The following is a 26,187-nucleotide window of genomic DNA, read 5'->3' as shown; positions in this document are numbered from 1 at the left end:
CCGGGCCTCGCCGTTACGCCGCACCACCTGCGGCCGGTGGGGATCATCAGGATCGACGAGACGGTACGGACGGCGGGTGACCTGGATCGCCCGTTTACCCTGGTCGTGTGCAGACCCCGACCGTCCTCGTCGTGGACTACGGCGCCCAGTACGCGCAGCTCATCGCCCGTCGCGTACGCGAGGCGGACGTCTACTCCGAGATCGTGCCCGCCTCCCTGCCCGTCGCCGAGATCGTGGCCCGCGAGCCCGCCGCGGTGATCCTCTCCGGCGGCCCCGCGAGCGTGTACGCCGACGGCGCCCCCGCGGTCGACCCGGCGCTGTTCGAGGCCGGCATCCCGGTGTTCGGCATGTGCTACGGCTTCCAGGCGATGGCCCGCGCGCTGGGCGGCGAGGTCGCCCACGACGGCACCCGCGAGTACGGCCGCACCGAGGTCGCGCTGACCGGCACCCCCGGCACGCTGCACGAGGGCCTGCCCCGTACGCACCCGGTGTGGATGAGCCACGGCGACTCGGTGACCGCGGCGCCGGCGGGCTTCACCGTCACCGCGTCGACCGACCGGGTCGCCGTCGCCGCGTTCGAGGACACCGACCGGCGGCTCGCCGGCGTGCAGTACCACCCCGAGGTCGGGCACTCGCCGCACGGCCAGGAGGTGCTGCGCCGGTTCCTGCACGACATCGCGGGCATCCGCCCGTCCTGGACGACGGCGTCGATCATCGACGACACCGTCGAGGCGATCCGCGCCCAGGTCGGCGACGGCCGCGCGATCTGCGGGCTGTCCGGCGGGGTCGACTCCGCCGTCGCCGCCGCGCTCGTCCAGCGCGCCATCGGTGACCGGCTGACCTGCGTGTTCGTCGACCATGGGCTGATGCGGTCGGGGGAGCGCGAGCAGGTCGAGAAGGACTTCGTCGCCGCCACCGGTGCGACGCTGCACGTCGCCGAGGCCGCCGACCGGTTCCTCGACGCGCTCGCCGGGGTCACCGAGCCCGAGCAGAAGCGCAAGATCATCGGCCGGGAGTTCATCCGGGTCTTCGAGACGGCCACGGCGGAGGTCGTCGCCGACCACCACGTCGGGTTCCTGGTCCAGGGGACGCTCTACCCGGACGTCGTCGAGTCCGGCGGTGGCGACGGCACCGCGGTGATCAAGAGCCACCACAACGTCGGCGGTCTGCCCGACGACATCGAGTTCGACCTGGTCGAGCCGCTGCGCGCGCTGTTCAAGGACGAGGTCCGGATGGTCGGCGCCGAGCTGGGGCTGCCCGAGGTCATCGTCGCCCGCCAGCCGTTCCCCGGCCCCGGCCTGGGCATCCGCATCATCGGCGAGGTCACCCGCGACCGGCTGGAGACGCTGCGGGCCGCGGACGCGATCGCCCGCGAGGAGCTGACCGCCGCCGGGCTGGACCGCGAGATCTGGCAGTGCCCGGTGGTGCTGCTGGCCGACGTCCGCAGCGTCGGCGTGCAGGGCGACGGCCGCACCTACGGCCACCCGATCGTCCTGCGCCCGGTGTCCAGCGAGGACGCGATGACCGCGGACTGGACCCGGCTGCCCTACGACGTCGTCGAGCGGATCTCCACCCGGATCACCAACGAGGTGTCCGAGGTCAACCGGGTCGTCATCGACGTCACGAGCAAGCCCCCGGGCACCATCGAGTGGGAGTGACCGGGGCCTGACGTAACAGGGGCGGGGCCGATGTCTCGGCCCCGCCCCGGCCAGCCCGGGCCTCGCGGTGTCCGACCCCCGTCGGACACCGCTGCCACGCGGGCGGCGGCGGGTCCGGCGGTGCTCCCCAGCCCGCCGGCTCCCGTGATGACCCTTTAGTCGTCCGATGTGGCCCGGGAGTTACGCACACTCGCCATCAGGAATGCGATCCCCGCCACAACGGCGGTCCCGGCGAGCACCCAGCGCAGGTCGACGACCTCCCACGGGGCGATCCCGAGGACCCCGCAGACCGCCACCAGCAGCGACAGGACCCCGGCGACGAGGGCGAACGGGTCGGCGCGACGGGCGAGCGAGCTATCCACGGGTGACCTCCACGGTTCCCAGCTCGGCCCGCAGGTCGAGCTCCAGCACCCGGCCACCGGGTCCGTCCGGGCCGGGGTCGTTCACGGTCAGGTCCACGTCCTGCCCGGTGCGGGTCTGCCCGTCGACGGTCAGGTCGCCGGTGCCCACCGAGCCGCGGACGAGCAGGTCGGCGTCCCGCGGGACCCGGATCTCCACCGCCCCCGCGCCGACCTCGGCCCGGGTGCGGACGGGCCCGGTCGCGCCGGGCGTCGCGGCGAGGTCGAGGCGGGTCAGGTCGAGCTGGACCGTGCCGGTGCCGCGCCGGTACTCCGGGGCGAGCTCGGCGACGGTCGCGGGGGCCGCGACGGTCTCCCCGATGCCATCGCGCACGGCCCATCCGTCGGGGCCGACGGCGTCGTTGAGCGGGATGGTGGCCGCCGTGACGAGCGCGAGCAGCACCGCGAACGGCACCAGCCAGCGTCCGGCGCGCCGCAGCGCACCGACGACCAGCCCGATCCCGACGACGGCGAGCGCGGCCCCCGGGACGGCCGAGGCCGGCACCGCACCCGGCGCGGCCAGGGCGAGCACCCCCACCATCCCGGCGACGACGAGCGACACGGCCAGCGTGATCGGTGTGAGCTTCGAGCGGGGCGCCGGGGGCGGACCCGGCTCCGGGCCCGGTTCGGGCAGGTCCCAGGCGAACGGCGCGGCGCCGAGCGGGTCCCAGGCCGGTGGCGTCACCTGCGCCACGGTGGGGGCGTGCGGGTCCGCGACCCACGGCACCACGGGTGTCGGCGACGCGGCGGCCTCCCGGGCCCCGGGCCGGTTCCCCCGGGTCACGTGCAGCGCGACGAGCAGCGCGACGGTGACGACGGCGGGGATGACGCGGTCGGCGGACAGCACCAGCGGGACCGCCAGCAGAGCGGCCAGGACCAGCAGCGTCACCGACAGCACGGAGGACGGTCCGCTGCGCGGCGGGACCGGGCTGCCGGGCGGGCCGGCGTCCGGCAGGACCGCGCAGCCCGCCAGGTAGAGCGGGATGCCGGGGCCGACGATCGCGGCGACGACGAACCCCACCCGGACCAGCGTCGGGTCGATCTCGTAGCGGCGCGCGATCGCGGCGGAGACCCCGGCGAGCTTGCGGTCGTCGCGCGGACGCAGGGGCCGGGAGTCCCACATGTCGCGCATGGTGTTCCGGGCCGTCGCCGTCGCCGACGGTGGTCGGCCGCTCCCGGGCAGCTGCGTCTGGTTCATGGCGTCGAGCCTGCCGTCCGGGCGGGCCCCGGCGTCTCGGGGACAACCCCGAGACGACCCCGGTCCCGATCCGGAGGGGATCCGGCGCGGGTCGTGTGACGATGGGGTCGTGAACAGCTCGGACCCCTCGACCGGTACCGCACCGGGGTCGGCGGACGCGCCGACGCGGCCCACCGCCGCTCCGTGGGCGGCCCCGTCGCACGGTGTCGCGCTGCCCGGCACCGCGCTGCCCGGCGCCGCCGCACCCGGGGGGGGGGCGACCGGGCCCGGGGCGGCCGTGTCCGGAGCTGCCGAGCCCGGGGCCGACGGGGGACCGGGGCCGACGGTGCCCGTGCCCGCCGGCCCGGTGCCCCCGCCGCCAGGCGGCACCGTCCCCCCGCGGCCGGCCGGCCCGGTACCGCCGCGCCCCGGTGCGCGCGTCCCGCTGACCCGGCGCCGCTCCGGCCGGATGGTCGGCGGCGTCGCGGGCGGGGTGGCCGACCACCTCGGCGTCGACGTCCGGTGGATCCGGGCGGCCTTCGTCGCGCTGACCCTGCTCGGCTGGGCGGGGGTGCTGGCCTACGGCCTGCTGTGGGTGTTCCTGCGGCAGGAGGCCGCCGTCGTCGAGCGGACCGTCACCCGGTCCGAACGGCTGCAGGCCGCCGGGCTGGTGACGCTGGGGCTGGGGTTGTCGCTGGTCGCGGCGACCTCGGGCTCGGCCGTGCTCGGCTGGATCGCCGGCCCGCTGGGGCTGGCGACGGTCGGTGCGGCCGTCGTGTGGCGGGAGGCCGACGAGGCGCAGCGACGGCGGTGGGCGCGCGACGCCCGCAGCCGCGTCACGGGCGGTCGTGCGGCGCTGGCCCGCACCGTGCTCGGCGCCGCGCTCGTCCTGACCGGGCTGGCGGTGTTCCTGCTCGGCAACCTGGACCTGAGCCAGGTGCGGTTCGGGATCCTCGCGGCGTTGGCGACGCTGCTGGGCGTCGCGGTGCTCACCGTCCCCTGGTGGGTACGGCTGGTGCGCGACCTCGGCGAGGAGCGCCGGGCCCGCGCGGTCGCCGCCGAGCGCGCCGAGATCGCCGCGCACCTGCACGACTCGGTGCTGCAGACCCTCGCGCTGATCCAGCGCCAGTCCGGCGACCCGCGCGAGGTGCAGCGGCTGGCCCGCGGCCAGGAGCGGGAGCTGCGTGCCTGGCTCTACGGGCCGGGCGGGCGCGCCCGGGGCGGCAGCGGCACCCCGGACGCGGTGGAGACGCTGCTGTCGGCGGCGATCACGCGCGTCGCGGGCGAGGTGGAGGACACCTACGCGGTGGCCGTCGGCCCGGTGCTGGTCGGTGACGCCGAGCTCGACGACGACCTGCGCGCCCTGGTGCTGGCGGCGCGCGAGGCGATGGTGAACGCGGCGAAGCACTCGGGGACGTCCGAGGTCGACGTCTACGTGGAGGTCGAGCCGGCCTCGGACGAGGGTCCGGGCGCGGCGGAGGTGTTCGTGCGTGACCGCGGCACCGGTTTCGACCCGGACGCGGTGTCCGACGACCGGCACGGCCTCGCGGACTCGGTGCACGCCCGGATGCGCCGCCACGGCGGCACGGTCCGGATCCGCACCGGGGCCGGCGAGGGTACGGAGGTGCGGCTGTCGATGCCGCTGACGGAGAAGGAGACGGCATGACCACCGCCGACGTGCCGGGGACCCCGACCGGTCCGGACGACACCGGTATCCGGGTCTACCTGGTCGACGACCACGCGTTGTTCCGGTCCGGCGTGCGCGCCGAGCTGGACCGCGGCGACGGGCGCAGCCCCGTGCTGGAGGTCGTCGGTGAGGCGGGCTCCGTCGACGAGGCGGTGGCCGGCGTCGGGCACCTCGCGCCGGACGTGGTGCTGCTCGACGTGCACATGCCCGGCGGCGGGGGCGCGGAGATCCTGCGCCGGGCGCGCGCGGCGGGCACGGAGGCGGTGTTCCTGGCGCTGTCGGTGTCCGACGCCGCCGAGGACGTCATCTCGGTGATCCGGTCCGGCGCCCGCGGCTACGTCACGAAGACGATCTCGGGCCGGGACCTCGCCGACGCCGTGCGACGCGTGCGGGCCGGCGACGCGGTCTTCTCACCACGCCTGGCCGGGTTCGTGCTGGACGCGTTCTCCGACCGGCCGGGTGCGGCACCGCCGGTGGACCCGGAGATCGACCAGCTGACCAAGCGGGAGCGGGACGTGCTGCGGCTGCTGGCCCGCGGCTACGCCTACAAGGAGATCGCGAAGGAGCTGTTCATCTCGGTGAAGACGGTGGAGACCCACGTGTCGAGCGTGCTGCGCAAGACGCAGACGTCGAACCGGCACGAGCTGTCCCGCTGGGCTTCCGACAGGAGGCTCGTGTAGGTCGCGCAGCAACCGGGGCGTGCCGGAAGGACGCCGACACGGCCCCGGTCCCCGCGTGTGCAGGGACCGGGGCCGTCGTCGTCGTGGGTGGGGCGTCAGCCGCCCAGCAGCCCGCCCGCGCCCTTCGTGACGCCGCCGAGCACCCCGCCGACCGGCTCGGTCACGCCGGACAGGGCGCCCCCGACCGGCTCGGTCACCGTGCCGACCACCTGCCCCACGGGCTTCGTGACGGCCTGCAGCGGCTGAGTGGCCTCCGAGGACGAGGAGCCGGTGTCCTCGGTGGCCTTCTTCGCGGAGGTGTCGAGGAGCCCGGTGACGGGCTCGGCGGCCTTCAGGACCGGGCCGGTGAGCGGCTCGGTGCTCTTGAGGACGGGCTCGGTGACCGGCGACAGCGCGCCGAGCACCGGCGTCGTCACCGGCTCGAGGGTGTCGGTGAGGGGCCGGGTGACGGGCTTGAGCGCGTTCGTCACCGGGCGGACGGCCTCGGTCACGGGGGACACGGCACCGCCGAGGGTCTTCCCGACCGGTGCCGCGGCCTGCGCGACCGGGGCGACGACGCCGCCGACGGCGTCCCCGACCGGGCGGACGTTCTCGGTGACGTCCTGGATCGGGCCGGTGCTGGTCCCGCCGCGCGACGGCGGCGTGCCGGTCACGGGCTCGAGGATGTTGCCCGCGGACGGCCGGTCCGGGTTGTTGATGGGGGCGACGATCGGGGCGAGCGGCGAGCCCGTCCCGCCGGAGCCGCGCGGCGCCGGGACCGTCGGCGACGACGGGGACCCGGTGCCCGGGTTCCCGGTCGAGGGCGAGGTGGGCGTGCGGGGCGCGGGGACCGCGACGGCGGGCCCGGCGGCGGTGCCCGGGGTGCGGCCCGCCGCGACGGCCTGCGCCGGCTGCTGCGGACCGAAGGCGACGGCCATCCAGTCGGTGGCGCCGGGGGCGGTGGCGGGCGCGTCCGGCAGCGGCGTGCTCAGTGCCACGTTCGCCGGGAGGTACTGGGCGGGCAGCGTGTCCGGGGTGTCGCCCGCGGTGGGCAGGCCGAAGCCGGGGAACAGCCCGTCGGCGGCGGCGCGCGCGTCGGAGTTCTCGGTGCCGACGCCGTTGTAGAGGGCCGCGCCGAGCACGGAGCCCGCGGCGAGCAGCGCGCCGGCGACCACACCGGCGCGACGACGCCCGGACACCTGGCGGCCGGTCCAGCCGTCGGCGCCGGCCGCGGCGCGGGGCTGCGGGAGGTCGATGTCCGGCCAGCCGCCCGGGGCACCCGCGGCGGCGATGTCTCCGGCCGAGGCGGCGTCGGCGGACGCACCCTCGGCCACCGGGGGACGCCCCTCGCGGCGCAGCAGGTCACCGACGGACAGGACGGGCCCGGTGAGCGGACCCGCACCGTCGGAGGAGGCGTGGGACGCACGCGAGTGACGCGCCAGCAGTTCGGCGACGCTCACCACGTCGCGGGGCCCGGTGGCGCCGGGGGCGCCGGGGAGCGGGGCTCCGGCAGGTGTGTCGGTCACGGCCGCACGTCCTCCTTCGGGTCATTTCGACCCGGGAAGATGTACCGGAAAGAGCCCTTGAACCCCAAGTGATCACACTCCGCTCGTCGCAGGTCACCCGATCGGGTGGTTCCCGTTCATCGGCCGTATCCGACCGCTCGACCTGCTCGTTGCCTCGCAAGGCAACCACTGCGCAAGGGTGCCCCGACCTGAACCCCAGGTGGGGCCCGTGCGGGTGTGTCGCCCTGTGTACTGCGCGTGAATCGCCGAACGGTCGTCACCTCGACGCCGGTCGCGGGATGCGACCGGGTATCGCACGAGGATCAGCGGCCGCCGAGACGCCCGCGGCCCAGCCGCAGCAGCATCATCGCCAGCTCGCGGCCCTCGGGGCCGAGGTCGGCGAACCGGTCCAGCACCGCCATCTCGCGGCTGTAGACGATGCGCGGCCCGCCCGCGGCCATGCGGGCGGCGCCGATGCGCTTCGAGACCTCGGTGCGGCGGAGGATCGCGTCGAGGATCTCGGCGTCGAGCCGGTCGATCTCCCGGCGCAGCTGGTCGATCTCGGGATCGGCTCCGGTGCGCACCTCGGTGCTCGTGCCGGAGCTCGGCTGCGGGGCTGCGGGGTCGGTCACGGTCATGGTCTCCTCGTCTCGGTCACGGGCCGTCGGGACCGAGGACATGCGAACGCCCCGGGTCCGTCGGACTCCGGGGCGTGCGGGTGGCGTCTGGGCTCAGACGGGCGGCGCAGCGGGAACCGGGGTCCGGTACCCGTAGCGAAATCGCCTGTCGTGTGCCACGCCGCGAGTGTAGACCACCCGGCGCACCGGGCCGCCGTGGTTTCCGGGGACCGGCGACGCCGGAGCGGGGTTGTCGGACCCCCGGCGTACCGTGTTCGACACGATGAGTGCGCTGTTCGAACTCCCCGGAACGGGCCCCGCCGCCGCCGCCGAGCCGACGACGGCCCAGGGCCGCCGCCTGCTCGAAGGCCTCAACGACCGCCAGCGCGAGGCCGTGACGCATGCGGGTTCGCCGCTGCTGATCGTCGCCGGCGCGGGGTCGGGGAAGACCCGGGTGCTCACCCACCGGATCGGCTGGCTGCTCGCCGAGCGCGGGGTGCACCCCGGCGAGGTCATGGCGATCACCTTCACCAACAAGGCCGCGGCCGAGATGAAGGAGCGCGTCGACGCCCTCGTCGGGCGCCGCTCCGGGCCGATGTGGGTGTCCACCTTCCACTCCATGTGCGTACGGATCCTCCGGCGCGAGGCCAAGCACCTCGGCGTGCGCAGCGCCTTCTCCGTCTACGACGCCGACGACACCCGCCGCCTCGTCGGCATCGTCGGCCGCGACCTGGAGCTGGACCCGAAGAAGTTCGCCCCGCGCGCCCTGGCCGCCCAGATCTCCAACCTGAAGAACGAGCTGGTCTCGCCGGACGAGGCCGCCGAGCGCGCCGCCACCGACCACGAGCGGCGCATCGCCGAGGTCTACGGCGTCTACCAGTCGCGGCTGCGCCAGGCGAACGCGTTCGACTTCGACGACCTGATCATGGAGACGGTCTCGCTGCTGGACCGGCTGCCGGCCGTCGCCGAGTACTACCGGCGCCGCTTCCGGCACGTCATGGTCGACGAGTACCAGGACACCAACCACGCCCAGTACGAGCTGGTCCGCCAGCTCGTCGCCCCGGCCACGGCGAACGGGCGCCCCGGCGAGCTGTGCGTCGTCGGTGACTCGGACCAGTCGATCTACGCCTTCCGCGGCGCGAACATCCGCAACATCATCGAGTTCGAGCAGGACTTCCCGGACGCGCGGACCATCCTGCTGGAGCAGAACTACCGCTCGACCCAGACGATCCTGTCCGCCGCGAACGCGGTGATCGCCCGCAACCCGGAGCGGCGGGACAAGCGGCTGTGGTCCGACTCGGGCGACGGCGAGCGCGTCGTCGGCTACGTCGCGGACAACGAGCACGACGAGGCGTCGTTCGTCGCCCGCGAGATCGACCGGCTCGTCGACACCGGCGAGTACCGCAACTCCGACATCGCGGTGTTCTACCGGACCAACAACCAGTCCCGCGTCTTCGAGGACGTGTTCCTGCGGGTCGGGCTGCCCTACAAGGTCGTCGGCGGGGTGCGCTTCTACGAGCGCCGCGAGATCCGCGACGCGCTGGCCTACCTGCGGGTGCTGTCCAACCCGGAGGACACGGTCAGCCTGCGCCGGATCCTCAACGTGCCCAAGCGCGGCATCGGGGACCGGGCCGAGGCCGTCGTCGCCGAGTACGCCGAGCGCGAGCGCACCTCGTTCGCCCGCGCGCTGCGCGCCGCCGCCGAGGAGCCGCAGCGGCTCCCCGCCCTGGCGACCCGCTCGCAGAAGAACATCGCCGGGTTCGTGCGGATGCTCGACGAGCTGCGCGAGCTCGTCGAGCGCGGCGACGACACCGCCGAGGTCCTCGAGGCCGTCTACGCGCGCACCGGCTACCTGGAGGAGCTGCAGGCGTCGGAGGACCCGCAGGACGGCACCCGGATGGACAACCTCGCCGAGCTCGTCACGGTGGCGCGGGAGTTCGCGGGGGACGCCGCCGTCGCGGACCTGGCGTCGGACGGCGGGGCCGCGATCGGGTCCGGCGAGGCGCCCGACGGCGCTGCCCCCGAGGGCGAGGCCGACACCTACGACGACACCCCCGCCGGTGTCCCGGAGCCCGGCTCGCTGGCCGCCTTCCTGGAGCGGGTCGCGCTCGTCGCGGATGCGGACTCCATCCCCGACGACGACTCCGGCGTGGTCACGATGATGACCCTGCACACGGCGAAGGGCCTGGAGTTCCCGGTGGTCTTCCTGACGGGCTGGGAGGACGGGATCTTCCCGCACCTGCGCACCCTCGGGGACCCGAAGGAGCTCGCCGAGGAGCGCCGGCTGGCCTACGTCGGGATCACCCGCGCGGAGAAGCGGCTCTACCTGTCCCGGGCGATCGTGCGGTCCGCGTTCGGGCAGCCCAGCACCAACCCGGCGTCGCGCTTCCTCGACGAGGTGCCCCCGTCGCTGCTCGACTGGCGGCGCACCGAGGAGCAGCTCGCCGCACAGCGGCCGTCGGCGCCGGTGGGGCGGTTCGGGTTCGGGAAGCGGCCGCAGGCGACCGACCGCGGGAGCTGGAAGGTCCCGGAGCGGTCGCTGAACAACCAGTCGCTGCACCTCGACGTCGGGGACCGGGTCAACCACGACAAGTACGGCCTGGGCACCGTCGTCGCGGCCGACGGCATCGGCCCGCGCGCGACGGTGACGATCGACTTCGGCTCGGGCGGGACGGTCCGGCTGATGCTGATCGGCGGCGTCCCGATGCAGAAGCTGTAGACCTCAGTCGTCGTCGCGGTCCTGCGCCGCGGCCTCGGCCGGGGTCAGCACCTTCACCGACCCGAACGCCCCGACGACGTGCACGTCCACCGTCCGGTCACCCGGCGCGGCGCACGCCGTCGGGCAGGTGGTCGAGCCGAACACGGTGAAGCCGGAGACGTCCGCCCGGGTGCCCTCGGGCACCACGACCTCGACCGAGCCGAACAGCAGCACCCCGCCCACCCGCGGGGCATCGGTCTGGACCCCGATCGTGCGGGACCCGAACACCGTCACGCCGTCGGTCACCGGCAGCACCTGCGACCCGCCCCAGACGGCGGCGACGACCAGCGCGGCCGTGGCGAGGAGCCCGCCGGCACGCCGCCCGGCGGCCGCGGCGAACTCGCCGGCCGGTGCCGGAGCCGGGAGGGCCGTGGTCGGCGCCTGCTCGACGGCGGCGGTGGGCGCCCCGGCGGTGTCGGCCGGGAGGTCGCGGGTCAACGGCTCCAGGTCGGCGCGGGTGCGGGCCGCCCAGGCCTTCGCCGAGCGTTCCTCGTACTCGGGCAGGGACAGCCGTCCCTCGCCGTGCGCGCGCTGCAGCCTGGCGTCGACCGCCCGTCGCTCGCCGTCCCCCACCCGGTACACCGACTCGTCCGCCACCCGGCCATTCTGGACCGTCCGGGCGGACCGGGGGAGCGGCGCCCGCCGATCAGGCGTCGCGCGAACCCGTCGCGGCGGTGACGTCGAGGCCGCGCGCAGCCAGCCACGGCAGCGGGTCGATCTTGGTGCCGTCCGGCTCCCACACCTCGAGGTGCAGGTGCGGGCCGGTGGACTGGCCGCGGTTGCCGACCTCGGCGATCTCGTCGCCGGCCTTGACCTGCTGGCCCTCCTGCACGAACGACCGGTTGATGTGGCCGTAGACGGTGCTGGTGCCGTCGGGGTGCTTGAGCACCACCCACATCCCGAAGCCGCTGGCGGGGCCGGACTTCTCCACGACACCGTCGGTCAGGGCGAAGATCGGGGTGCCGATCGGGGCGGCGAGGTCGATGCCCTTGTGCTGCACGCCCCAGCGGGCGCCGAAGCCGGAGGTGAACCGACCGGCCGTCGGCATGACCAGGGCCTCGCCGTTGTACATGACCGCCTTCGGGGCGCCGTGCGACATCGCGGTCGTCACGGCCCGCTCCAGCTTGGCGGCCTCGCGGCCCATCCGGGCGGCCTTCGTCAGGTTGGCGACGTCGACCTTCGAGGTGGAGTCCAGGTCGGGCAGCGACGCGGCCTGCGCGCTGAGCTGCTCGCCGCCGATCGCGGAGGTGTCCATCGGGGCGGTCGTGTCGGCCGGGCGGGTGTCGCTGGACACCGGCAGCATCGCCGAGGCGGCGAGCCGGGCGTAGGCCTCCTCGACCGAGGCCTCACCGCCCCAGCCGGGCACCCCGAGGGCTCCGGCGACCGTCTGACCGGCCGCGACCAGGGCACCTCCGGCCGCCGCGGCCACGGTCACACGGGTACGCGAGACCATCGGCGGGGGAGCCGGGAGCGCCGGGAGCCGGTGACCGGCCGGCGGCACAGGGGGAGCGTGCCGGGCCGGGCCTCCGGTCGCGTGGCGCCGCTGGGGAAGCGGTGGCGCGACAAGACTGCCCTTCTGGTGTTCAGGGCGCCGCGGGCCGTTCGGCGGTGATCGTCGGAGTGGGGGCTCCGTCGGGGGATGGCGTCGTTCGGGACGACACCGATCACCGTGACCGGTCCGTGACGTGGACAACGCGACGGTAACCCGGGCCCCGCCGAGCGGCAACGGCGGCCCGCCGCGCGGTTGCGGACGGTCGTGGATCATCGGCGACCGGTCGGGCGGTCGGCGACGCGACGGCGAACGGAGGATCCCGTTCCCCCGCCCGGATCGGACGCTCAGGCGCCTTCGGCTGTGTTCATGCGCCTTCGGCGGTGTGCCGGCCGACCAGCCGCAGCGACCCGCGCAGCCGCCGGTCGCGCACCCGGTCGTGCTCGCGGCGCTCCGCCTCCCCGCGGGCCAGCGTGCTCGCCACGAAGTGCACGGTGCGCCGGTCCACCGGCAGCGCGAGATGGCCCACGTCGTCGAGCTCCAGCTCGGTGACGTCGAGGTCCGGGTGGCGCAGCCGGGAGTTCCGCTGCGGGACGATGATCTCGTCCATCCGCGACCAGACCACCAGGAAGCGGGTCCGGCAGCCGGGGGCCGGTTCGTCCAGCTCGCGCAGGATCGCCGAGCCGGGGCAGAGCTGGCGGCACAGCGGCAGCGGCGCGATCCGGGCCAGGTTGCTGCCCGAGTGCGGGCTGCCGAGCGTCGCCAGGGTGTCGACGACGGCGTCGCCCCCCATCCGCTGCACGTAGTAGCGGGCGATCACCCCGCCGAGGGAGTGTCCGACGATGTGCACCCGGTCCGACCCGGTGGCCTCGCGCAGCCGTTCGACGTGGCCGCGCAGCTCGTGCGCCGCGGTGCGGACGTCGTCGGTGAACAGGCTGTAGTTGATGGCGTGCACCACCCCGAAGCCGCGCCGGCGCAGCTCGTGGGCGAACACGGTGAACACCGAGCGGTTGTCCATGATCCCGTGGACCAGCAGGATCGGCGTCCCGGCGGCGGTGGGGTCGGCGACGACCAGGCTGCGCTTGACCGGCGGCAGGCTGTCGGTGCGCCAGTGGCCCTGCGGCCGGACGGTCTCCTCGGCCAGCCCGATCGGGTACAGCGCGAGGTGCGCGGCCAGCCAGGCGCCCTCCAGCGCCAGCCCGCGCAGCCCCGCACGCGAGGTGAAGGTCCGCGCGGCGTAGCCCGCCGCCTGCCCGAGATCGGACGTCGCGGCCGTCACTGTCGACAGCGCCCCGTCGGCGATCGCGCGCAGGCGAGCGCCTCCGGGTAGCGACGTCGCCATGTCCGAAAGGTAAGGCAGGTCACAGGATTCCGCTGTGTCGCGGGACGATCGGTGGCCCCGATCACTCGGTCGGTCGATCTGAATCGAGCACTGCGCCGACGGGGTGACAGCGGTCACCGGCCCAGGTCAGGACCGGTGCGCGCGGCGTGGCTAGGCTCCCCGACGCAGCATCACCGACGTCCGCGACCGCTGCCGCCCGCCACCTGTGCGGGGCGCGCCCGGAGAACGAGCCGGGGTCGCGCCGGTCGCGGCGAGAGCGAAGTGGAGCGGGAGAGCCGAGTGGACCTCTACGAGTACCAGGCGAAGGACCTCTTCGCCGCGCACGGAGTCCCGGTGCTGCCGGGCCGGACCGTGGACAACGCCGCCGACGCGGCGGCCGCGGCGGCCGAGCTGGGCACCGCCGTCGTGGTCAAGGCACAGGTCAAGACCGGTGGTCGGGGCAAGGCCGGCGGCGTGAAGCTGGCCGAGAACGCCGACGAGGCCAAGGAGAAGGCCGAGGCCATCCTGGGCCTCGACATCAAGGGCCACACCGTGCACCAGGTCCTGGTCACCGAGGCCAGCGACATCGCCGAGGAGTACTACTTCTCCTTCCTGCTGGACCGGTCCAACCGCACCTTCCTGGCCATGTGCTCGGCCGAGGGCGGCATGGAGATCGAGCAGCTGGCCGTCGAGCGCCCGGACGCGCTGGCCCGGATCGCCATCGACCCGATCGCCGGTGTCGACAAGGCCAAGGCCGACGAGATCGTCGCCGCGGGCAAGATCCCGGCCGCCGTCGCCGACGAGGCCGCGAACGTGATCGTGAAGCTCTGGGAGACCTTCGTCTCCGAGGACGCGACGCTGGTCGAGGTCAACCCGCTGGTCCGTGACCCGCAGGACAAGGTGATCGCCCTCGACGGCAAGGTCACCCTGGACACCAACGCCGACTTCCGGCACCCGCAGCACGCGGACCTGGTCGACGAGCGCACCGAGAACCCGCTCGAGGCGAAGGCCAAGGCCAAGGGCCTCAACTACGTCAAGCTCGACGGCGGCCAGGTCGGCATCATCGGCAACGGCGCGGGGCTCGTCATGAGCACCCTCGACGTCGTCGCCTACGCCGGCGAGGCGCACGGCGGGGTCAAGCCCGCCAACTTCCTCGACATCGGCGGCGGCGCCTCGGCGCAGGTCATGGCCGACGGCCTGGACGTCATCCTGGGCGACGACGAGGTCAAGAGCGTCTTCGTCAACGTCTTCGGCGGCATCACCGCGTGCGACGCGGTCGCCAACGGCATCGTCGAGGCCCTCAAGATCCTGGGCGACGACGCGACCAAGCCGCTGGTCGTCCGCCTGGACGGCAACAACGTCGAGGAGGGTCGTCAGATCCTCGCCGACGCGAACCACCCGCTCGTCACCGTGGTGGGCACGATGGACGACGCGGCCGCCAAGGCCGCCGAGCTCGCGAACGCTGGAGCCTGAGACATGTCGATCTTCCTCAACGAGAACAGCAAGGTCATCGTCCAGGGCATCACGGGCGGCGAGGGCACCAAGCACGCCACCAAGATGCTCGCCGCCGGGACGAACATCGTGGGTGGTGTGAACGCCCGCAAGGCCGGGACCACGCACAGCATCGGCGACAAGGACGTCACCGTGTACGGCACGGTGGAGGAGGCGATCAAGGAGACCGGCGCCGACGTGTCGGTCATCTTCGTCCCGCCGAAGTTCGCCAAGGACGCCGTGATCGAGGCCATCGACGCCGAGATCCCGCTGGCCGTCGTCATCACCGAGGGCATCCCGGTGCACGACTCGGCGTACTTCTGGGCGCACGCGGTCGCCACCGGCAACAAGACCCGGATCATCGGCCCGAACTGCCCCGGCATCATCTCGCCCGGCAAGTCCAACGCGGGCATCATCCCGGCGAACATCGCCGGCGCGGGCCGGATCGGCCTGGTGTCGAAGTCCGGCACGCTGACCTACCAGATGATGTACGAGCTGCGTGAGTTCGGCTTCTCCACCGCCATCGGCATCGGCGGCGACCCGGTCATCGGCACCACCCACATCGACGCCCTCGAGGCGTTCGAGGCGGACCCCGAGACCGAGGCCATCGTGATGATCGGTGAGATCGGTGGCGACGCCGAGGAGCGCGCCGCGGACTTCATCAAGGCCAACGTCACCAAGCCGGTCGTCGGCTACGTCGCGGGCTTCACCGCCCCCGAGGGCAAGACGATGGGCCACGCCGGCGCGATCGTGTCCGGCTCGGCCGGTACCGCGCAGGCCAAGAAGGAGGCCCTCGAGGCCGCCGGTGTCAAGGTCGGCAAGACGCCGTCCGAGACCGCCGCGCTGATGAAGGAGATCCTCTCCGCCTGATCGGAGAGCGGATCGCACGTCCGACGCGCGGGCCCCGGGAACTTCCCCGGGTGCCCGCGCGTCGTGCTGTGTGCACCAGGTGCGCCTCACCCGGCCGTGTCGGGGGCATCGGCTAGCGTGCGGTGCAGCGAGTCCATCCGTCGCACGGGAGTGGTCGTCATGTCGAGCAACGAGCCCGGGGCCGTCCCGGCTCCGGAGCAGGCCGCGCCCGCTCCGACGGTGCGGATCGCCGTCCTGGCGGGGGCCGTGCTGGCCCTGCTGGCGCTGGTCCTGACCTTCTTCGACGTCACGACCGGGCTGTTCCCGGTCGCGATGGTCGTCGCCGGTGGCGTCGCGGGAGCCCTCACCCTGCTGCCCGGCACCGGGCGCACCCTGGTCGCGGGCGTGGTCCTGTCGACGACGGGGGCGCTGACGATGCTGCTGCTCCTGGCCGGCACCGGCACCGGGGCGATCGGCGGCACGCTCGGCTGGGTCGTGTTCGTGGTCGCGCTGCTCGCCGCCGCCGCACTGCTCTACGCCCAGCTCCTCCTGTCCGGCGTCGTCTCCGCCCCCGCGCCGCGGGCGCAGCGCCCGTCGCACGTCGGGCAGCCCGGCTGGGGGCCCGGCCAGGTCCCGCCGGGACAGCAGCCGCCCTGGATGCCGCAGCAGCCCTACGGCGCGGGCCAGCCGGGTGCCGCGGCCCCGTACGGCGCGGCCTCCGGTGCGACGCCCTACGGCGCGGACCCCTACGCCTCGGGCCAGTACGGCGTGAGCCCCTACGCCGCCCAGCCCGGCGCGGCCCCGTACGCCCCCGGCCAGCCCGGTGCGGGCCAGTACGGCGCGGGGCAGCCCGGTGCGGGACAGCACGGTGTCGCCCAGCCGGGCGCCGGTCAGTACGGCGCCGGTCAGTACGGAGCGGGCCAGTACGGCGCCGCCCACGGTGCGGTGCAGTCCGGTGCGGTGCAGCCCGGTGCGGACCACGCCGGTGCCGCCGCGTACGGCGCCCCCGGTGCGGTGCCCGCGGCGTCGCAGCCCGCCGCCGGGCAGTACCCGGTGCAGTCCGGGGCCCACGGCGCGCCCGAGGTGCCCGGGGCGCAGGACCGGACCGGCGACGACGCGGGCCGCCACGCGGTCGGCGGCCGCACCCCGCAGGCCGACGCGGCACCGCACACGCCGTCCGGCGCGGGCGGCGCCTTCTCCGGGGTGTCCTACGGCGACCGCGCCGCCGCGGTGACCGGCGCGCCGGGGGCCGAGCAGGTCCCGCCCGCGACCACCCCCTACACGGCGGGCGCGGGCGGTACCGGGGACGACGCGGGCGTCACCCGCCCCTCCGCGATCCCCGGCTCCGGCTCCGCCCCGGCGGCCGGCGACCAGACCGAGCGCCCCGCGTCCCCGGCATCCGGTGAGGACGAGGCCACCCGCACCTTCCGGCCCGGCGGTGACGGCTCCGCCTGACCGGCCGGAACCGTGGGCCCCGGCACGTCGCGGCGTGCCTGCCCCTCCCGGGCCGCGTTCGCTGCGACGCTGACCGGGTGAGCACCACCCCGCCCCGTCCCGCCCGCGGTCGCCCGGCCTCCCGGGCCCGGTCCACCGGGTCCGCACCGGAGCGGTCCCGCGGTGGGCGCGCGACCGCCGTCGCGGACCGGGAGCGGGGGCGCCGCCGCCCCGCCCGGACCCCGACGCGCGGTACCGGGACCGGCACCGGGCTGGACCGGCTGCGGATCCTGCTCGTGGCCACGATGGGCGCCGTCCTCGCCGGGTACACGATGCTCGTCCCGGTGGCGGCGCTGCTGACCGGCACCGGTGGCGTCGCGGTCACCGCGGACGGGGCGCTGGCCACCGCCGTCCCGCTGTGGCTGGGCGCGCACCTCATCCCGGTCGCCGTGGACGGGCACCCGTTCGGGGTGCTGCCGCTGCTGCCGACGCTGGTGGTCGTCGCGCTGGTCGCCTTCTGCTCGCGCTGGGCGGTGCTCCGCCTGGGCGGGCGGGTCCGGCACGACGCGGGCGCCGTCGTCGCGTCCCAGGCCGGGGCCGCCGCCGCGGTCGCCGTGCTCGCCGGGGCGCTGCTGCCGCGGGACATGGCCGTCACCGCCCCCTGGGCGTCGATGATCGGGGCCGGGCTGGTGGCCGGGGCGGCCGCCGGGATCGGCGTCGTCCACGCCTGCGGGGCGCCGGCGGCCTGGAAGCGGGTGCTGGCGGGGTGGCCCGGCGCGGCGCTGGCCGGGGCCCGGGTCGCGGCCGCCGCGATGCTGCTGGTGGCCGCCCTCGTCCTGACCGTGGCGCTGCTCGCGAGCGCCTCGGACGTCGCCGACACCGCCGAGCGCATCGCCCCCGGCGCCTGGGCGGGCGTCGGGGTGCTGGTGCTGAGCATCGGGTACCTGCCGAACGCCCTGGTCGGGGCGCTGTCCTGGGCGCTGGGCGCGGGGGTGTCGGTCGGCATCGCCCGGTCCGGTCCGTTCGGCGTCGAGCCGGGTCCGCTGCCGCCGTTCCCGCCCGCGGTGGTCCTGCCCGTCACCACCGTCCCGACGGCCGCGGTGCTGGTCGTGCTGCTGCCCGTCGTCGCGGGGGTGCTCGGTGGGATCGCCTGCCGGCGGGCGCTGGGGGAGGACGCGCCGGTCGTGGACCGGGTCGCGGCACCGGCGCTGGCGGCCGTGGTCGTCGCGGTCGGGGCGGCCGTCCCGGCGGCGCTCGCCGGGGGTGCGCTCGCGGGCGGGCCCTACGACCCGGTGTCGTTCCACCCGTGGGCGGTCCTCGGCTGCGCGCTGCTGCTGGTCGGGATCCCGGCCGTGCTGACCTGCGCCGGGACCGAGCTCGCCCGGCACGTCCCGATGGGCGGCACCGACCGGTCGCGGACCGCGGTCGATCGGACCCGGGCCGCCCGGGACCGCCGTCGCGCGTCGACGGTGGGGGAACTGGTCGAACGCCGTCGCACCGCCGGGGCGCCCGCCCGCCGTGCCGACGCCGCGTGGGACGACGACGGGGGCCACGGCGACTTCTACCCCTACCCCGACGCCGTCCCCGACGAGGAGCCCGACGGAGCCGGTCGCACGGCCGCCCGCCGCGCCGCCGCCGACGAGGACACCACCGACCTCGACCACGGCGACGACGTGGACGACGTGGACGACGTGGACGACCACGGGCCCGGCGACCGCCGCGCGGCCGACCCGACCGGCCGGCGTGCCGAGGACCGGACCGACCGCATCACACGCCCCCGCGACCGCTCCCGGGACGACTGACCCGACGCCCCGGGCCCCGGCCGGGCCGGGTGACCCGGGCCACCGCACCGGGCGCCGTCGTCGTCGGAGGGCGCGTCTACCCTGGCCAGGGGCCGTGGAGCGGCCCGGACCGGCGAGGAAGGGACACGGTGGGCGCGCAGGAGCGGCACGGGGCGCTGCGGGTCGTCGTCCTCGTCTCCGGGAGCGGCACCCTGCTGCAGGCACTGCTCGACACCGCGGGCGCCGGGTTCGCCGTCGTCGCCGTCGGGGCCGACCGCGCGGGTGCCACCGGGCTCGACCGGGCCCGCGCCGCGGGTGTCCCCACCTTCGTCGAGCGGGTCGCCGACCACCCCGACCGCGACGCCTGGAACACCGCGCTCGCCGCGGCCGTCCTCGCGCACCGGCCGGGCCTCGTCGTCGGCGCGGGGTTCATGAAGCTCGTCTCCCCGGCCTTCCTGGACGCGCTCGGATGCCCGATGCTGAACACGCACCCGGCGCTGCTGCCGGCGTTCCCCGGCGCGCACGCCGTCCGGGACGCGCTGGCCGCCCGGGTGCCCGTCACCGGCGCGACCGTGCACGAGGTCGACGCCGGGCTCGACACCGGACCGGTGCTCGCGCAGGCGGAGGTCCCCGTGCTCCCGGGCGACGACGAGACCTCCCTGCACGAGCGCATCAAGACCGAGGAACGACGGCTGCTGGTCGCGACCGTGCGACGGTTCGCCACCGCCGCCCAACCCCACGAGGTGAACAGTGAGTGAGCGCAGGCCGGTACGCCGGGCCCTGATCAGCGTCTACGACAAGGCCGGTCTCCTCGACCTGGCCACCGGGCTGCACGCCGCCGGGGTGGAGATCGTCTCGACCGGCTCCACCGCACAGCGGATCGCCGACGCCGGCGTCCCGGTCACCCCCGTCGAGGAGGTCACCGGGTTCCCCGAGTGCTTCGACGGCCGGGTCAAGACCCTGCACCCGCGGGTGCACGCCGGGCTGCTCGCCGACACCCGCAAGCCCGAGCACCTCGCGCAGCTCGAGCAGCTGAACATCGCGCCGTTCGACCTGCTGGTGTCCAACCTCTACCCGTTCCGCGAGACCGTCGCGTCCGGCGCGAGCCGCGACGAGGCCGTCGAGCAGATCGACATCGGCGGCCCGGCGATGGTGCGGGCCTCGGCGAAGAACCACGAGAGCGTCGCGGTCGTCGTCGACCCGTCGCGCTACGCCTGGGTGCTCGAGCAGGTCGGCGCGGGCGGGTTCGTCGTGGAGGACCGCCGCAGGCTGGCCGCCGACGCCTACCGGCACACCGCCGCCTACGACGTCTCGGTCGCGACCTGGATGGGCGAGCAGTTCCCCACGGGCGACGACGACGCCTCCGCCGAGTGGGTCGGCGCCACCTGGACCCGCGAGCGCCCGCTGCGCTACGGCGAGAACCCGCACCAGTCCGCCGCGCTCTACACCGACGGCACCGGTTCCGGCCTCGCCGGCGCCGAGCAGCTGCACGGCAAGGAGATGTCCTACAACAACTACGTCGACGCCGACGCAGCCTGGCGCGCCGCGCACGACCACGGCGACCGCCCCACGGTCGCGGTGATCAAGCACGCCAACCCGTGCGGGATCGCGGTCGGCGCCGACGTCGCCGAGGCCCACCGCAAGGCGCACGCCACCGACCCGGTGTCGGCGTTCGGCGGGGTCATCGCGGTCAACGGCGAGGTCTCGGTCGCGATGGCCGAGCAGGTCGCCGAGATCTTCACCGAGGTCGTCGTGGCCCCCGGCTACGCCGACGGCGCCCTCGAGGTGCTCCAGCGCAAGAAGAACGTCCGCGTCCTGCGCATCCCCGACGGCGCTGCCCGCACCGGCACCGAGCTCCGCCCGATCTCCGGCGGGCTGCTGGTGCAGCAGCGCGACCTCGTCGACGCCGACGGCGACGACCCGGCCGCCTGGAAGCTCGTCACCGGCGACGCCGTCGCCCCCGAGGTGCTCGACGACCTCGCGTTCGCCTGGCGCGCCTGCCGCGCGGTGAAGTCCAACGCGATCCTGCTCGCCCACGACGGCGCCGCGGTCGGTGTCGGCATGGGCCAGGTCAACCGGGTCGACGCGGCGAAGCTCGCCGTGACCCGGGCCGGGGACCGGGCCCGCGGCTCGGTCGCCGCCTCCGACGCGTTCTTCCCCTTCCCCGACGGGCTGGAGGTGCTGCTCGACGCCGGTGTCGCCGCCGTCGTGCAGCCCGGCGGCTCGGTCCGCGACGACGAGGTCGTCGCGGCCTGCGCGAAGGCGGGCGTGCCGATGTACCTGACCGGGACGCGGCACTTCGCCCACTGACCCACCGCTCACCCCGACGGCCCGGGACCGCCTCGCGCGGCCCGGGCCGTCGGCGTTCCCGCAGGTCGGGGGGTGTTCCGGCCGAGAATGTCGGGGGTGCGTGCGACGGTCCTCCCGTCGTCGTCACCACCCCCACCCGGGGGATGCGGAGCGGCGGCACAGGCCCTATGCTTCGAACGTCAGTTCGAGCACGCGTCGCCTTCCCCGCGGCGCGCCGGGCGAGGTCGCGGCCGTTCGGTCGTGGCGCGGTGTGTGGCGGGGAGGTACTGCGGTGCGCGTCGGTGCGGGCGAGGGGCCGGTCGTCGTCGGGGGAGCGGCGGCGGTCGGCCGGGTGGTCGGCGGTGTCGGTGGGGGAGCCGGCGTCGACGTCGGGGACGACACCGGTCCGGAGGGGGCCGGGCCGGTGGTCGGGGCCGGGTCACGTGCCCCCGGGGGCGGGCGGGAGCCGCTGCCCGGGGCGCGGGGCCCGGCCGGGGGGCCGGGGTCCCCGGCGGGCTCGGCCGCCGAGCGGCTCGCCCGGGCCCGGCACGTCCTGCGCCGCACGGAGACCCGGGCGGGTCTGGAGCGGACCCGGCCGGGGCCCGTGGGGCCCTGCCCGGAGCCGGAGCCCCCGGCCCGCAGCGCCGGGACGGTCGAGGCGCGTCCGGTGACCGAGGCCGACCTGCTGCCGGTGCCGGGGCCGCTGGCCGGTCTGCTGCCCGGCGGGGGCCTGCGGCGGGGGTCCACCGTGGCGGTGGGCGTGGGGTCCGGTGCGGGGTCGCTGCTGTTCGCGCTGCTGGCCGCCGCGTCCGCGGAGGGCGCGTGGGCGGGCGTGGTCGGCCGTCCCGGCCTCGGCGCGACGGCAGCGGCCGAGGCGGGCGTGCGGCTGGACCGGCTGGCGCTGGTCCCCGACCCCGGCGCGGACCTGGTCGGGGTGACCGCGGCGCTGCTGGACGGGCTGGACCTCGTGGCGGTGGCCGGGCCGGAGCGGGCCGGGCTGCGGGCCGGGGACCGGCAGCGGCTCGCCGCGCGGGCCCGGCAGCGGGGCGCGGTGCTGCTGGCGCTCGGTGGATGGCCGGGTGCCGACCTGCGGCTGCACTGCACCCGTCCGCGCTGGGAGGGCGTCGGCCGCGGGACGGGGCGGCTGCGGTCCCGGCGGGTCGAGGTCCGGGTGGAGGGGCGCGGGATCGGCCCGGCCGGGTGGGGGGTGGAGGTGCTCCTCCCGGGCCCCGGCGGGACGGTCGTCCCCGCCCCGGCGACGCCCTCGGTCCCCGCGGTGCCGTCGGTGCCCGCGATCGCCTCGGTGCCGTCGGTGCCCGCGGTCTCCGCGGCAGCGGCGGTGGGTGAGGTCCCGGTCGCGCGACCCGTGGCCCGGGCGGCGGGATGAGCACGCCCGGTACGACGGAGGCGGGCGGCGCGACGGGCACGGGCGGCGGTGGACGGGCGGAGCCCGACCCGCGGGTGCTGGCGGTCTGGTCCCCGGACTGGCCGGTCACCGCCGCCGCCCGCGCCGCGCACGCGCACGTCCCGGCGGACCGGCCGGCCGCGGTCCTGCACGCCAACCGGGTCCTGGCCTGCTCGGCGACGGCCCGCCGGCACGGGGTCCGCCGGGGGCTGTGGCGCCGGGAGGCGCAGGCCCGGTGCCCGGAGCTCGTGGTGCTCGCCCCCGACCCGGGGCGCGACGCCCGGCTGTTCGAGCCGGTCGCCGCCGCGGTGGAGGCGCTCGCCCCCGGCGTCGAGGTGGTGCGGCCGGGGCTGCTGGTGCTGCCCGCGCGCGGTCCGGTCGGCTGGTTCGGCGGGGAGCGCGCCGCGGTGGAGCGGCTGATCGACCAGGTCGCGCTGCACGCCGGGACCGAGTGCCAGATCGGCGTCGCGGACGGGATGTTCGCCGCCGCGCTCGCCGCCCGCCGGGGGCGCGGGGTGCCGCCGGGACGGTCGGCGGAGTTCCTCGCACCGCTGGAGGTCGCCGAGCTGGACCGGGACCCCGACGTCGACCGGGCCGCGCTGGTGGACCTGCTGCGCCGGCTGGGGCTGCGGTCGCTGGGGGCGTTCGCGTCGCTGTCGGAGGCCGACGTGGCCTCGCGCTTCGGCGCCGACGCGGTGGTCGCGCACCGGCTCGCCCGTGGACTCGACCCCCGCCCGCCCGCGCGCCGGGTCCCGCCGGAGGAGCTGTCCGCGGCGGTCGAGCTGGACCCGCCGGTGGACAGGGTCGACGCGGCCGCCTTCGCCGCGCGGGCACTCGCGACCCGGCTGCACACCGCGCTCGCCGGGCACGGCCTGGCCTGCACCCGGCTGGGGGTGCACGCACGCACGGAGAGCGGGGAGGAGCTGCTGAGGGTCTGGCGGTGCGCCGAGCCGCTGACACCGTCCGGGACGGTGGACCGGGTGCGCTGGCAGCTCGACTCGTGGCTCGGGCGCGGCGGCTCCGGGACGCTGGTCGCGCTGCGGCTCACCCCGGAGGACACCGTGGTCGCCGGGGCGCTGCAGCGCGGGCTGTGGGGCGACGTCGGCGAGGGCGACGAGCGGGCCGGGCGGGCCCTGGTCCGGGTGCAGGCGCTGCTCGGGCCGGAGGCGGTGCTCACCGCGGTCCCGGCGGGCGGCCGGGACCCGGGCGAGCGGGTGCGGCTGGTGCCGTGGGGCGACGAGCGGGTGGTCGAGGACACGGCGGTCCCCGCCCGGCCGGGACCCGTGGCTCCCGCGCGGGACGGCGCCGCCGGTGCCCCCGGGCATGCGGAGCAGGCGGACCCCGAGCCGCCCGGACCGGCCCCCGGGCGGCCGGCGGTGGCACGTCCCGGCGACGCCGTGCCCGACGAGGCCGCGGAGAAGGAGCCGGGAGAGGCCGGGCCCGCGGGACGGCCCCGGGACGGGGAGCGGAACGGGACCGCACACCCCCGCCGCGCTCCCGGGCGTCGGCCACCCGCCGACCCCCCGGCGACCTGGCCCGGCCGGCTCCCGGCACCGTCCCCGGCGACGGTGCCCCCGGACCCGCTCCCGGTCCGGTTGCTCGCCGCGGACGGCGCCGAGGTGTGCCCGGCCGCGCCGGACCTGCTCGACGGCGTCCCGCGCCGGGTCGCGGGCGGCGGCCCGGACCGGGAGGTCACCGGCTGGGCCGGACCCTGGCCGGTGCACACCCGCTGGTGGGCCCCCGACGGCCCCGGGCCCGCGGTCCGGCTGCAGGTCGTGCTCGCCGACGGCACGGCTCTGCTGCTCGTGCACCGCGGCGGCCGCTGGGAGGTGACCGGTGTCTACGACTGAGCCACCGGCCGCCGCGGGCGGGTCAGCGCTGCGGGATCCCGGTGAGGTCGACGGCGAACCGGCCGATCGCCGAGGCCATCGCCGTCACGTTCCGGTCCAGTGCCGTCCGGTCGATGTTGGTCAGCCGGTCGCAGGCCGTGTGGTAGCAGGGGTCGTAGGACTGTCCCGCCGTGCCGCCCCACTTCTGCGCCTGCTCCGGGGTCTTCTGCTCCTCGGCGCCGGTGAACAGGCCACCGGCCGGGATGCCGGCCTCGATGAACGGGCCGTAGTCCGAGCGCCCGTCGAACGCGGTGCCCTCGGGGCCGTTCACGCCCGCCCCGACCAGCGCCTCGGTCAGGACGCGCTCCGCGGTGTCGGAGCCGGGCGGGCCCGCCTCGCCGCCGAGGCCGTCGGAGTTGTCGCCGTCGTAGACGAGGTAGCCGGGGTTCGGCGAGCCGACCATGTCGAAGTTGAGGTAGAGCGCGATCCGCGCGCGGTCGGCCTCGGACAGGCCCTCGACGTACTTCGTCGAGCCGACCAGGCCGATCTCCTCGGCGCCCCACCACGCGAAGCGCACCTTCTGGCCGACCGGCGGGGAGCCGCCGAGCTTCTGCGCGATCTCGAGCAGGGCGGCGCTGCCGCTGCCGTTGTCGTTGATGCCGGCGCCCTCGGGCACGCTGTCGAGGTGGGCCCCGGCGACCACGACCCGGCCCGGGTCGCCGGTGGTGGTCTCGGCGATCACGTTCCGCGAGGTCTGCTGCCGGATCGTGGTGTCGAGCACCAGCGACGCCTGCTGGCCGTCGCGCAGGGCGGCTCCGGCGGTCTTCGTCACGGCCGCCGTCGGGACGACCCCCGGGGTGTCGCCGAGGGTGGCGGGCAGGGCCGCGTCCTCGGTGTTGACCACGATCACCGCCGCCGCGCCCGCCGCCCCCGCGAGCCGGGACTTCTGGCCGAACTCGCAGGTCCCGCGCTCGACGACGGCGATGGCCCCGGCGGGCATCCCGGTGTAGTCGGCGGCGTCGCAGCCCGGTGTCGGGTCCTGCGGGGTGCGCGGGCGCAGCGACAGCGGCGCGGTCAGCCCGCCGGGCGGGGTGGCGGGGGAGAAGCCGAGCACCTCGGTCGTCACGGGTGCGCCGGCCACGGTCAGCCGTGCGTCGCCCGCGGAGAAGGTGCGCACCTCGAACGACGGGGTCGACACCTCGAACCCGCTCGCGCGCAGGGTCCCGACGACGTGGTCGACGGCCGCGTCGTACCCGGGGGTGCCCACCGCGCGGTTGCCGTCGTTCGCGTCGGCGAGCTTCTCGAACTGCTGCAGGTGGGCGTAGGCGCCGTCGCCGCCGACCGCGGCCGCGAGCCGCTGCGGCAGGCCGGGGTCGCCCTGCGCGGCCCCCTGGCTCCCGCCGCCGGTGGTGCCGATCGTCGCGGTGCCCGGCGCCGCGGGGACGTCCGCGCAGGCCGCGAGCGCGACGACGGCCACCCCGGCCGCCGCGACCCTGACCAGCCGGTTCCCGAGGCGTGGCCGGTGCCGGCCACCCGTCGTGCTCGCCCGTCCCATGGAGCCACCCCTGCCGTCCGGCCCGGTGCCGGGCCTCGTCCGCGCCGGGTGTCCGGCGCTCCTCGTGCGTGCGCGGTACCGGTCGGGCGCCGCGGCGTCGGACCAGCATCCGCCATCGGGCATGGCCGTGCGGTGAACCGACGATCACGACACGGCGTCACGAACACGACGGTACGACCCGGCGCGACCCGGGGCCGCGGTGATCCTCGGTCGATCCACACCGGGGTCTCAGTCGTTCCACAGGTTCGGCTGGTGAACTCGGAGATGTCGGCGGGGCGGTCCACG

20 protein-coding genes are annotated in these 26,187 nt (G+C 76.2%); 12 read left to right on the top strand and 8 right to left on the bottom strand.

What is annotated here, in order from left to right:
- The first annotated feature begins 107 nt into the window (after positions 1 to 107).
- Positions 108 to 1,658: a glutamine-hydrolyzing GMP synthase gene (gene guaA, locus KPL60_RS27110; protein ID WP_226353742.1), complete on the top strand. Its 1,551-nt coding sequence runs from the start codon at positions 108 to 110 to the stop codon at positions 1,656 to 1,658.
- A gap of 155 nt (positions 1,659 to 1,813) precedes the next feature.
- Here the strand turns inward: guaA and KPL60_RS27105 are convergent, their stop codons facing one another.
- Together KPL60_RS27105 and KPL60_RS27100 are read right to left on the bottom strand one after the other, a co-directional pair.
- Entirely contained in the window at positions 1,814 to 2,020 is a 207-nt protein-coding gene (locus tag KPL60_RS27105) for a hypothetical protein (RefSeq protein WP_073576424.1), read from the bottom strand.
- On the bottom strand, positions 2,013 to 3,254 hold the full coding sequence (locus KPL60_RS27100; protein ID WP_226367605.1) for a PspC domain-containing protein: 1,242 nt from the start codon (positions 3,252 to 3,254) through the stop codon (positions 2,013 to 2,015). Before KPL60_RS27100 ends, KPL60_RS27105 begins: the two co-directional genes overlap by 8 nt.
- Positions 3,255 to 3,585: 331 nt before the next feature.
- Here KPL60_RS27100 and KPL60_RS27095 point away from each other — a divergent pair, with 331 nt between their 5' ends.
- A complete protein-coding gene (locus KPL60_RS27095) occupies positions 3,586 to 4,899 on the top strand; it encodes a PspC domain-containing protein (RefSeq protein WP_374228792.1) in 1,314 nt (437 codons plus the stop codon).
- Positions 4,896 to 5,600 (top strand): response regulator transcription factor, encoded by a 705-nt coding sequence (locus tag KPL60_RS27090; RefSeq protein WP_226367603.1) that lies wholly within the window; start codon positions 4,896 to 4,898, stop codon positions 5,598 to 5,600. Before KPL60_RS27095 ends, KPL60_RS27090 begins: the two co-directional genes overlap by 4 nt.
- 95 nt (positions 5,601 to 5,695) lie before the next feature.
- Here KPL60_RS27090 and KPL60_RS27085 read toward each other — a convergent pair whose 3' ends face one another.
- The gene (locus KPL60_RS27085; protein WP_226353738.1) at positions 5,696 to 7,105 is read right to left on the bottom strand and encodes a hypothetical protein; all 1,410 of its coding nucleotides are present in this window, start codon (positions 7,103 to 7,105) and stop codon (positions 5,696 to 5,698) included.
- A 302-nt stretch (positions 7,106 to 7,407) separates the two neighbouring features.
- Positions 7,408 to 7,722: a chorismate mutase gene (locus KPL60_RS27080; protein ID WP_226353737.1), complete on the bottom strand. Its 315-nt coding sequence runs from the start codon at positions 7,720 to 7,722 to the stop codon at positions 7,408 to 7,410.
- Positions 7,723 to 7,984: 262 nt separating this feature from the next.
- On the opposite strand from KPL60_RS27080, the gene KPL60_RS27075 reads away from it, so the two are divergent.
- On the top strand, positions 7,985 to 10,420 hold the full coding sequence (locus KPL60_RS27075; RefSeq protein WP_226353736.1) for a UvrD-helicase domain-containing protein: 2,436 nt from the start codon (positions 7,985 to 7,987) through the stop codon (positions 10,418 to 10,420).
- A 3-nt stretch (positions 10,421 to 10,423) separates the two neighbouring features.
- Here KPL60_RS27075 and KPL60_RS27070 read toward each other — a convergent pair whose 3' ends face one another.
- From KPL60_RS27070 to KPL60_RS27060, 3 genes are all read right to left on the bottom strand, one after another.
- Positions 10,424 to 11,056: a DUF1707 domain-containing protein gene (locus KPL60_RS27070; protein WP_226367602.1), complete on the bottom strand. Its 633-nt coding sequence runs from the start codon at positions 11,054 to 11,056 to the stop codon at positions 10,424 to 10,426.
- A 49-nt stretch (positions 11,057 to 11,105) separates the two neighbouring features.
- Positions 11,106 to 11,894: a M23 family metallopeptidase gene (locus KPL60_RS27065; RefSeq protein WP_226353734.1), complete on the bottom strand. Its 789-nt coding sequence runs from the start codon at positions 11,892 to 11,894 to the stop codon at positions 11,106 to 11,108.
- Positions 11,895 to 12,315: 421 nt separating this feature from the next.
- Complete coding sequence (locus KPL60_RS27060; protein ID WP_226353733.1) at positions 12,316 to 13,290, bottom strand: triacylglycerol lipase; 975 nt, start codon at positions 13,288 to 13,290, stop codon at positions 12,316 to 12,318.
- A 261-nt stretch (positions 13,291 to 13,551) separates the two neighbouring features.
- Here KPL60_RS27060 and sucC point away from each other — a divergent pair, with 261 nt between their 5' ends.
- The 8 genes from sucC to KPL60_RS27020 all read left to right on the top strand — a co-directional run bounded on the left by sucC (position 13,552) and on the right by KPL60_RS27020 (position 24,368).
- Complete coding sequence (sucC, locus tag KPL60_RS27055; RefSeq protein WP_301549002.1) at positions 13,552 to 14,742, top strand: ADP-forming succinate--CoA ligase subunit beta; 1,191 nt, start codon at positions 13,552 to 13,554, stop codon at positions 14,740 to 14,742.
- Positions 14,743 to 14,745: 3 nt separating this feature from the next.
- Positions 14,746 to 15,630, top strand: coding sequence for a succinate--CoA ligase subunit alpha (gene sucD, locus KPL60_RS27050; protein ID WP_226367601.1), 885 nt, complete (start codon positions 14,746 to 14,748; stop codon positions 15,628 to 15,630).
- Between the two features lie 159 nt (positions 15,631 to 15,789).
- Complete coding sequence (locus KPL60_RS27045; RefSeq protein ID WP_226367600.1) at positions 15,790 to 17,064, top strand: DUF5336 domain-containing protein; 1,275 nt, start codon at positions 15,790 to 15,792, stop codon at positions 17,062 to 17,064.
- 77 nt (positions 17,065 to 17,141) lie between these two features.
- On the top strand, positions 17,142 to 18,845 hold the full coding sequence (locus KPL60_RS27040; protein ID WP_226367599.1) for a DUF6350 family protein: 1,704 nt from the start codon (positions 17,142 to 17,144) through the stop codon (positions 18,843 to 18,845).
- Positions 18,846 to 18,973: 128 nt separating this feature from the next.
- Positions 18,974 to 19,582, top strand: coding sequence for a phosphoribosylglycinamide formyltransferase (gene purN, locus KPL60_RS27035; protein WP_073576416.1), 609 nt, complete (start codon positions 18,974 to 18,976; stop codon positions 19,580 to 19,582).
- Positions 19,575 to 21,134: a bifunctional phosphoribosylaminoimidazolecarboxamide formyltransferase/IMP cyclohydrolase gene (gene purH, locus KPL60_RS27030; protein ID WP_226349885.1), complete on the top strand. Its 1,560-nt coding sequence runs from the start codon at positions 19,575 to 19,577 to the stop codon at positions 21,132 to 21,134. Before purN ends, purH begins: the two co-directional genes overlap by 8 nt.
- Before the next feature lie 271 nt (positions 21,135 to 21,405).
- Complete coding sequence (locus KPL60_RS27025; protein ID WP_226367598.1) at positions 21,406 to 22,500, top strand: hypothetical protein; 1,095 nt, start codon at positions 21,406 to 21,408, stop codon at positions 22,498 to 22,500.
- Complete coding sequence (locus KPL60_RS27020; protein WP_255656566.1) at positions 22,497 to 24,368, top strand: DNA polymerase Y family protein; 1,872 nt, start codon at positions 22,497 to 22,499, stop codon at positions 24,366 to 24,368. Before KPL60_RS27025 ends, KPL60_RS27020 begins: the two co-directional genes overlap by 4 nt.
- 22 nt (positions 24,369 to 24,390) lie before the next feature.
- Here KPL60_RS27020 and KPL60_RS27015 read toward each other — a convergent pair whose 3' ends face one another.
- Positions 24,391 to 25,902: a M28 family metallopeptidase gene (locus tag KPL60_RS27015; RefSeq protein WP_226367597.1), complete on the bottom strand. Its 1,512-nt coding sequence runs from the start codon at positions 25,900 to 25,902 to the stop codon at positions 24,391 to 24,393.
- Positions 25,903 to 26,187 lie beyond the last annotated feature (285 nt).

It is taken from the genome of Pseudonocardia sp. ICBG162 (assembly GCF_020496225.1).
Lineage (GTDB): Bacteria > Actinomycetota > Actinomycetes > Mycobacteriales > Pseudonocardiaceae > Pseudonocardia > Pseudonocardia alni.
This window is presented reverse-complemented; position numbering and strand designations above follow the sequence as displayed.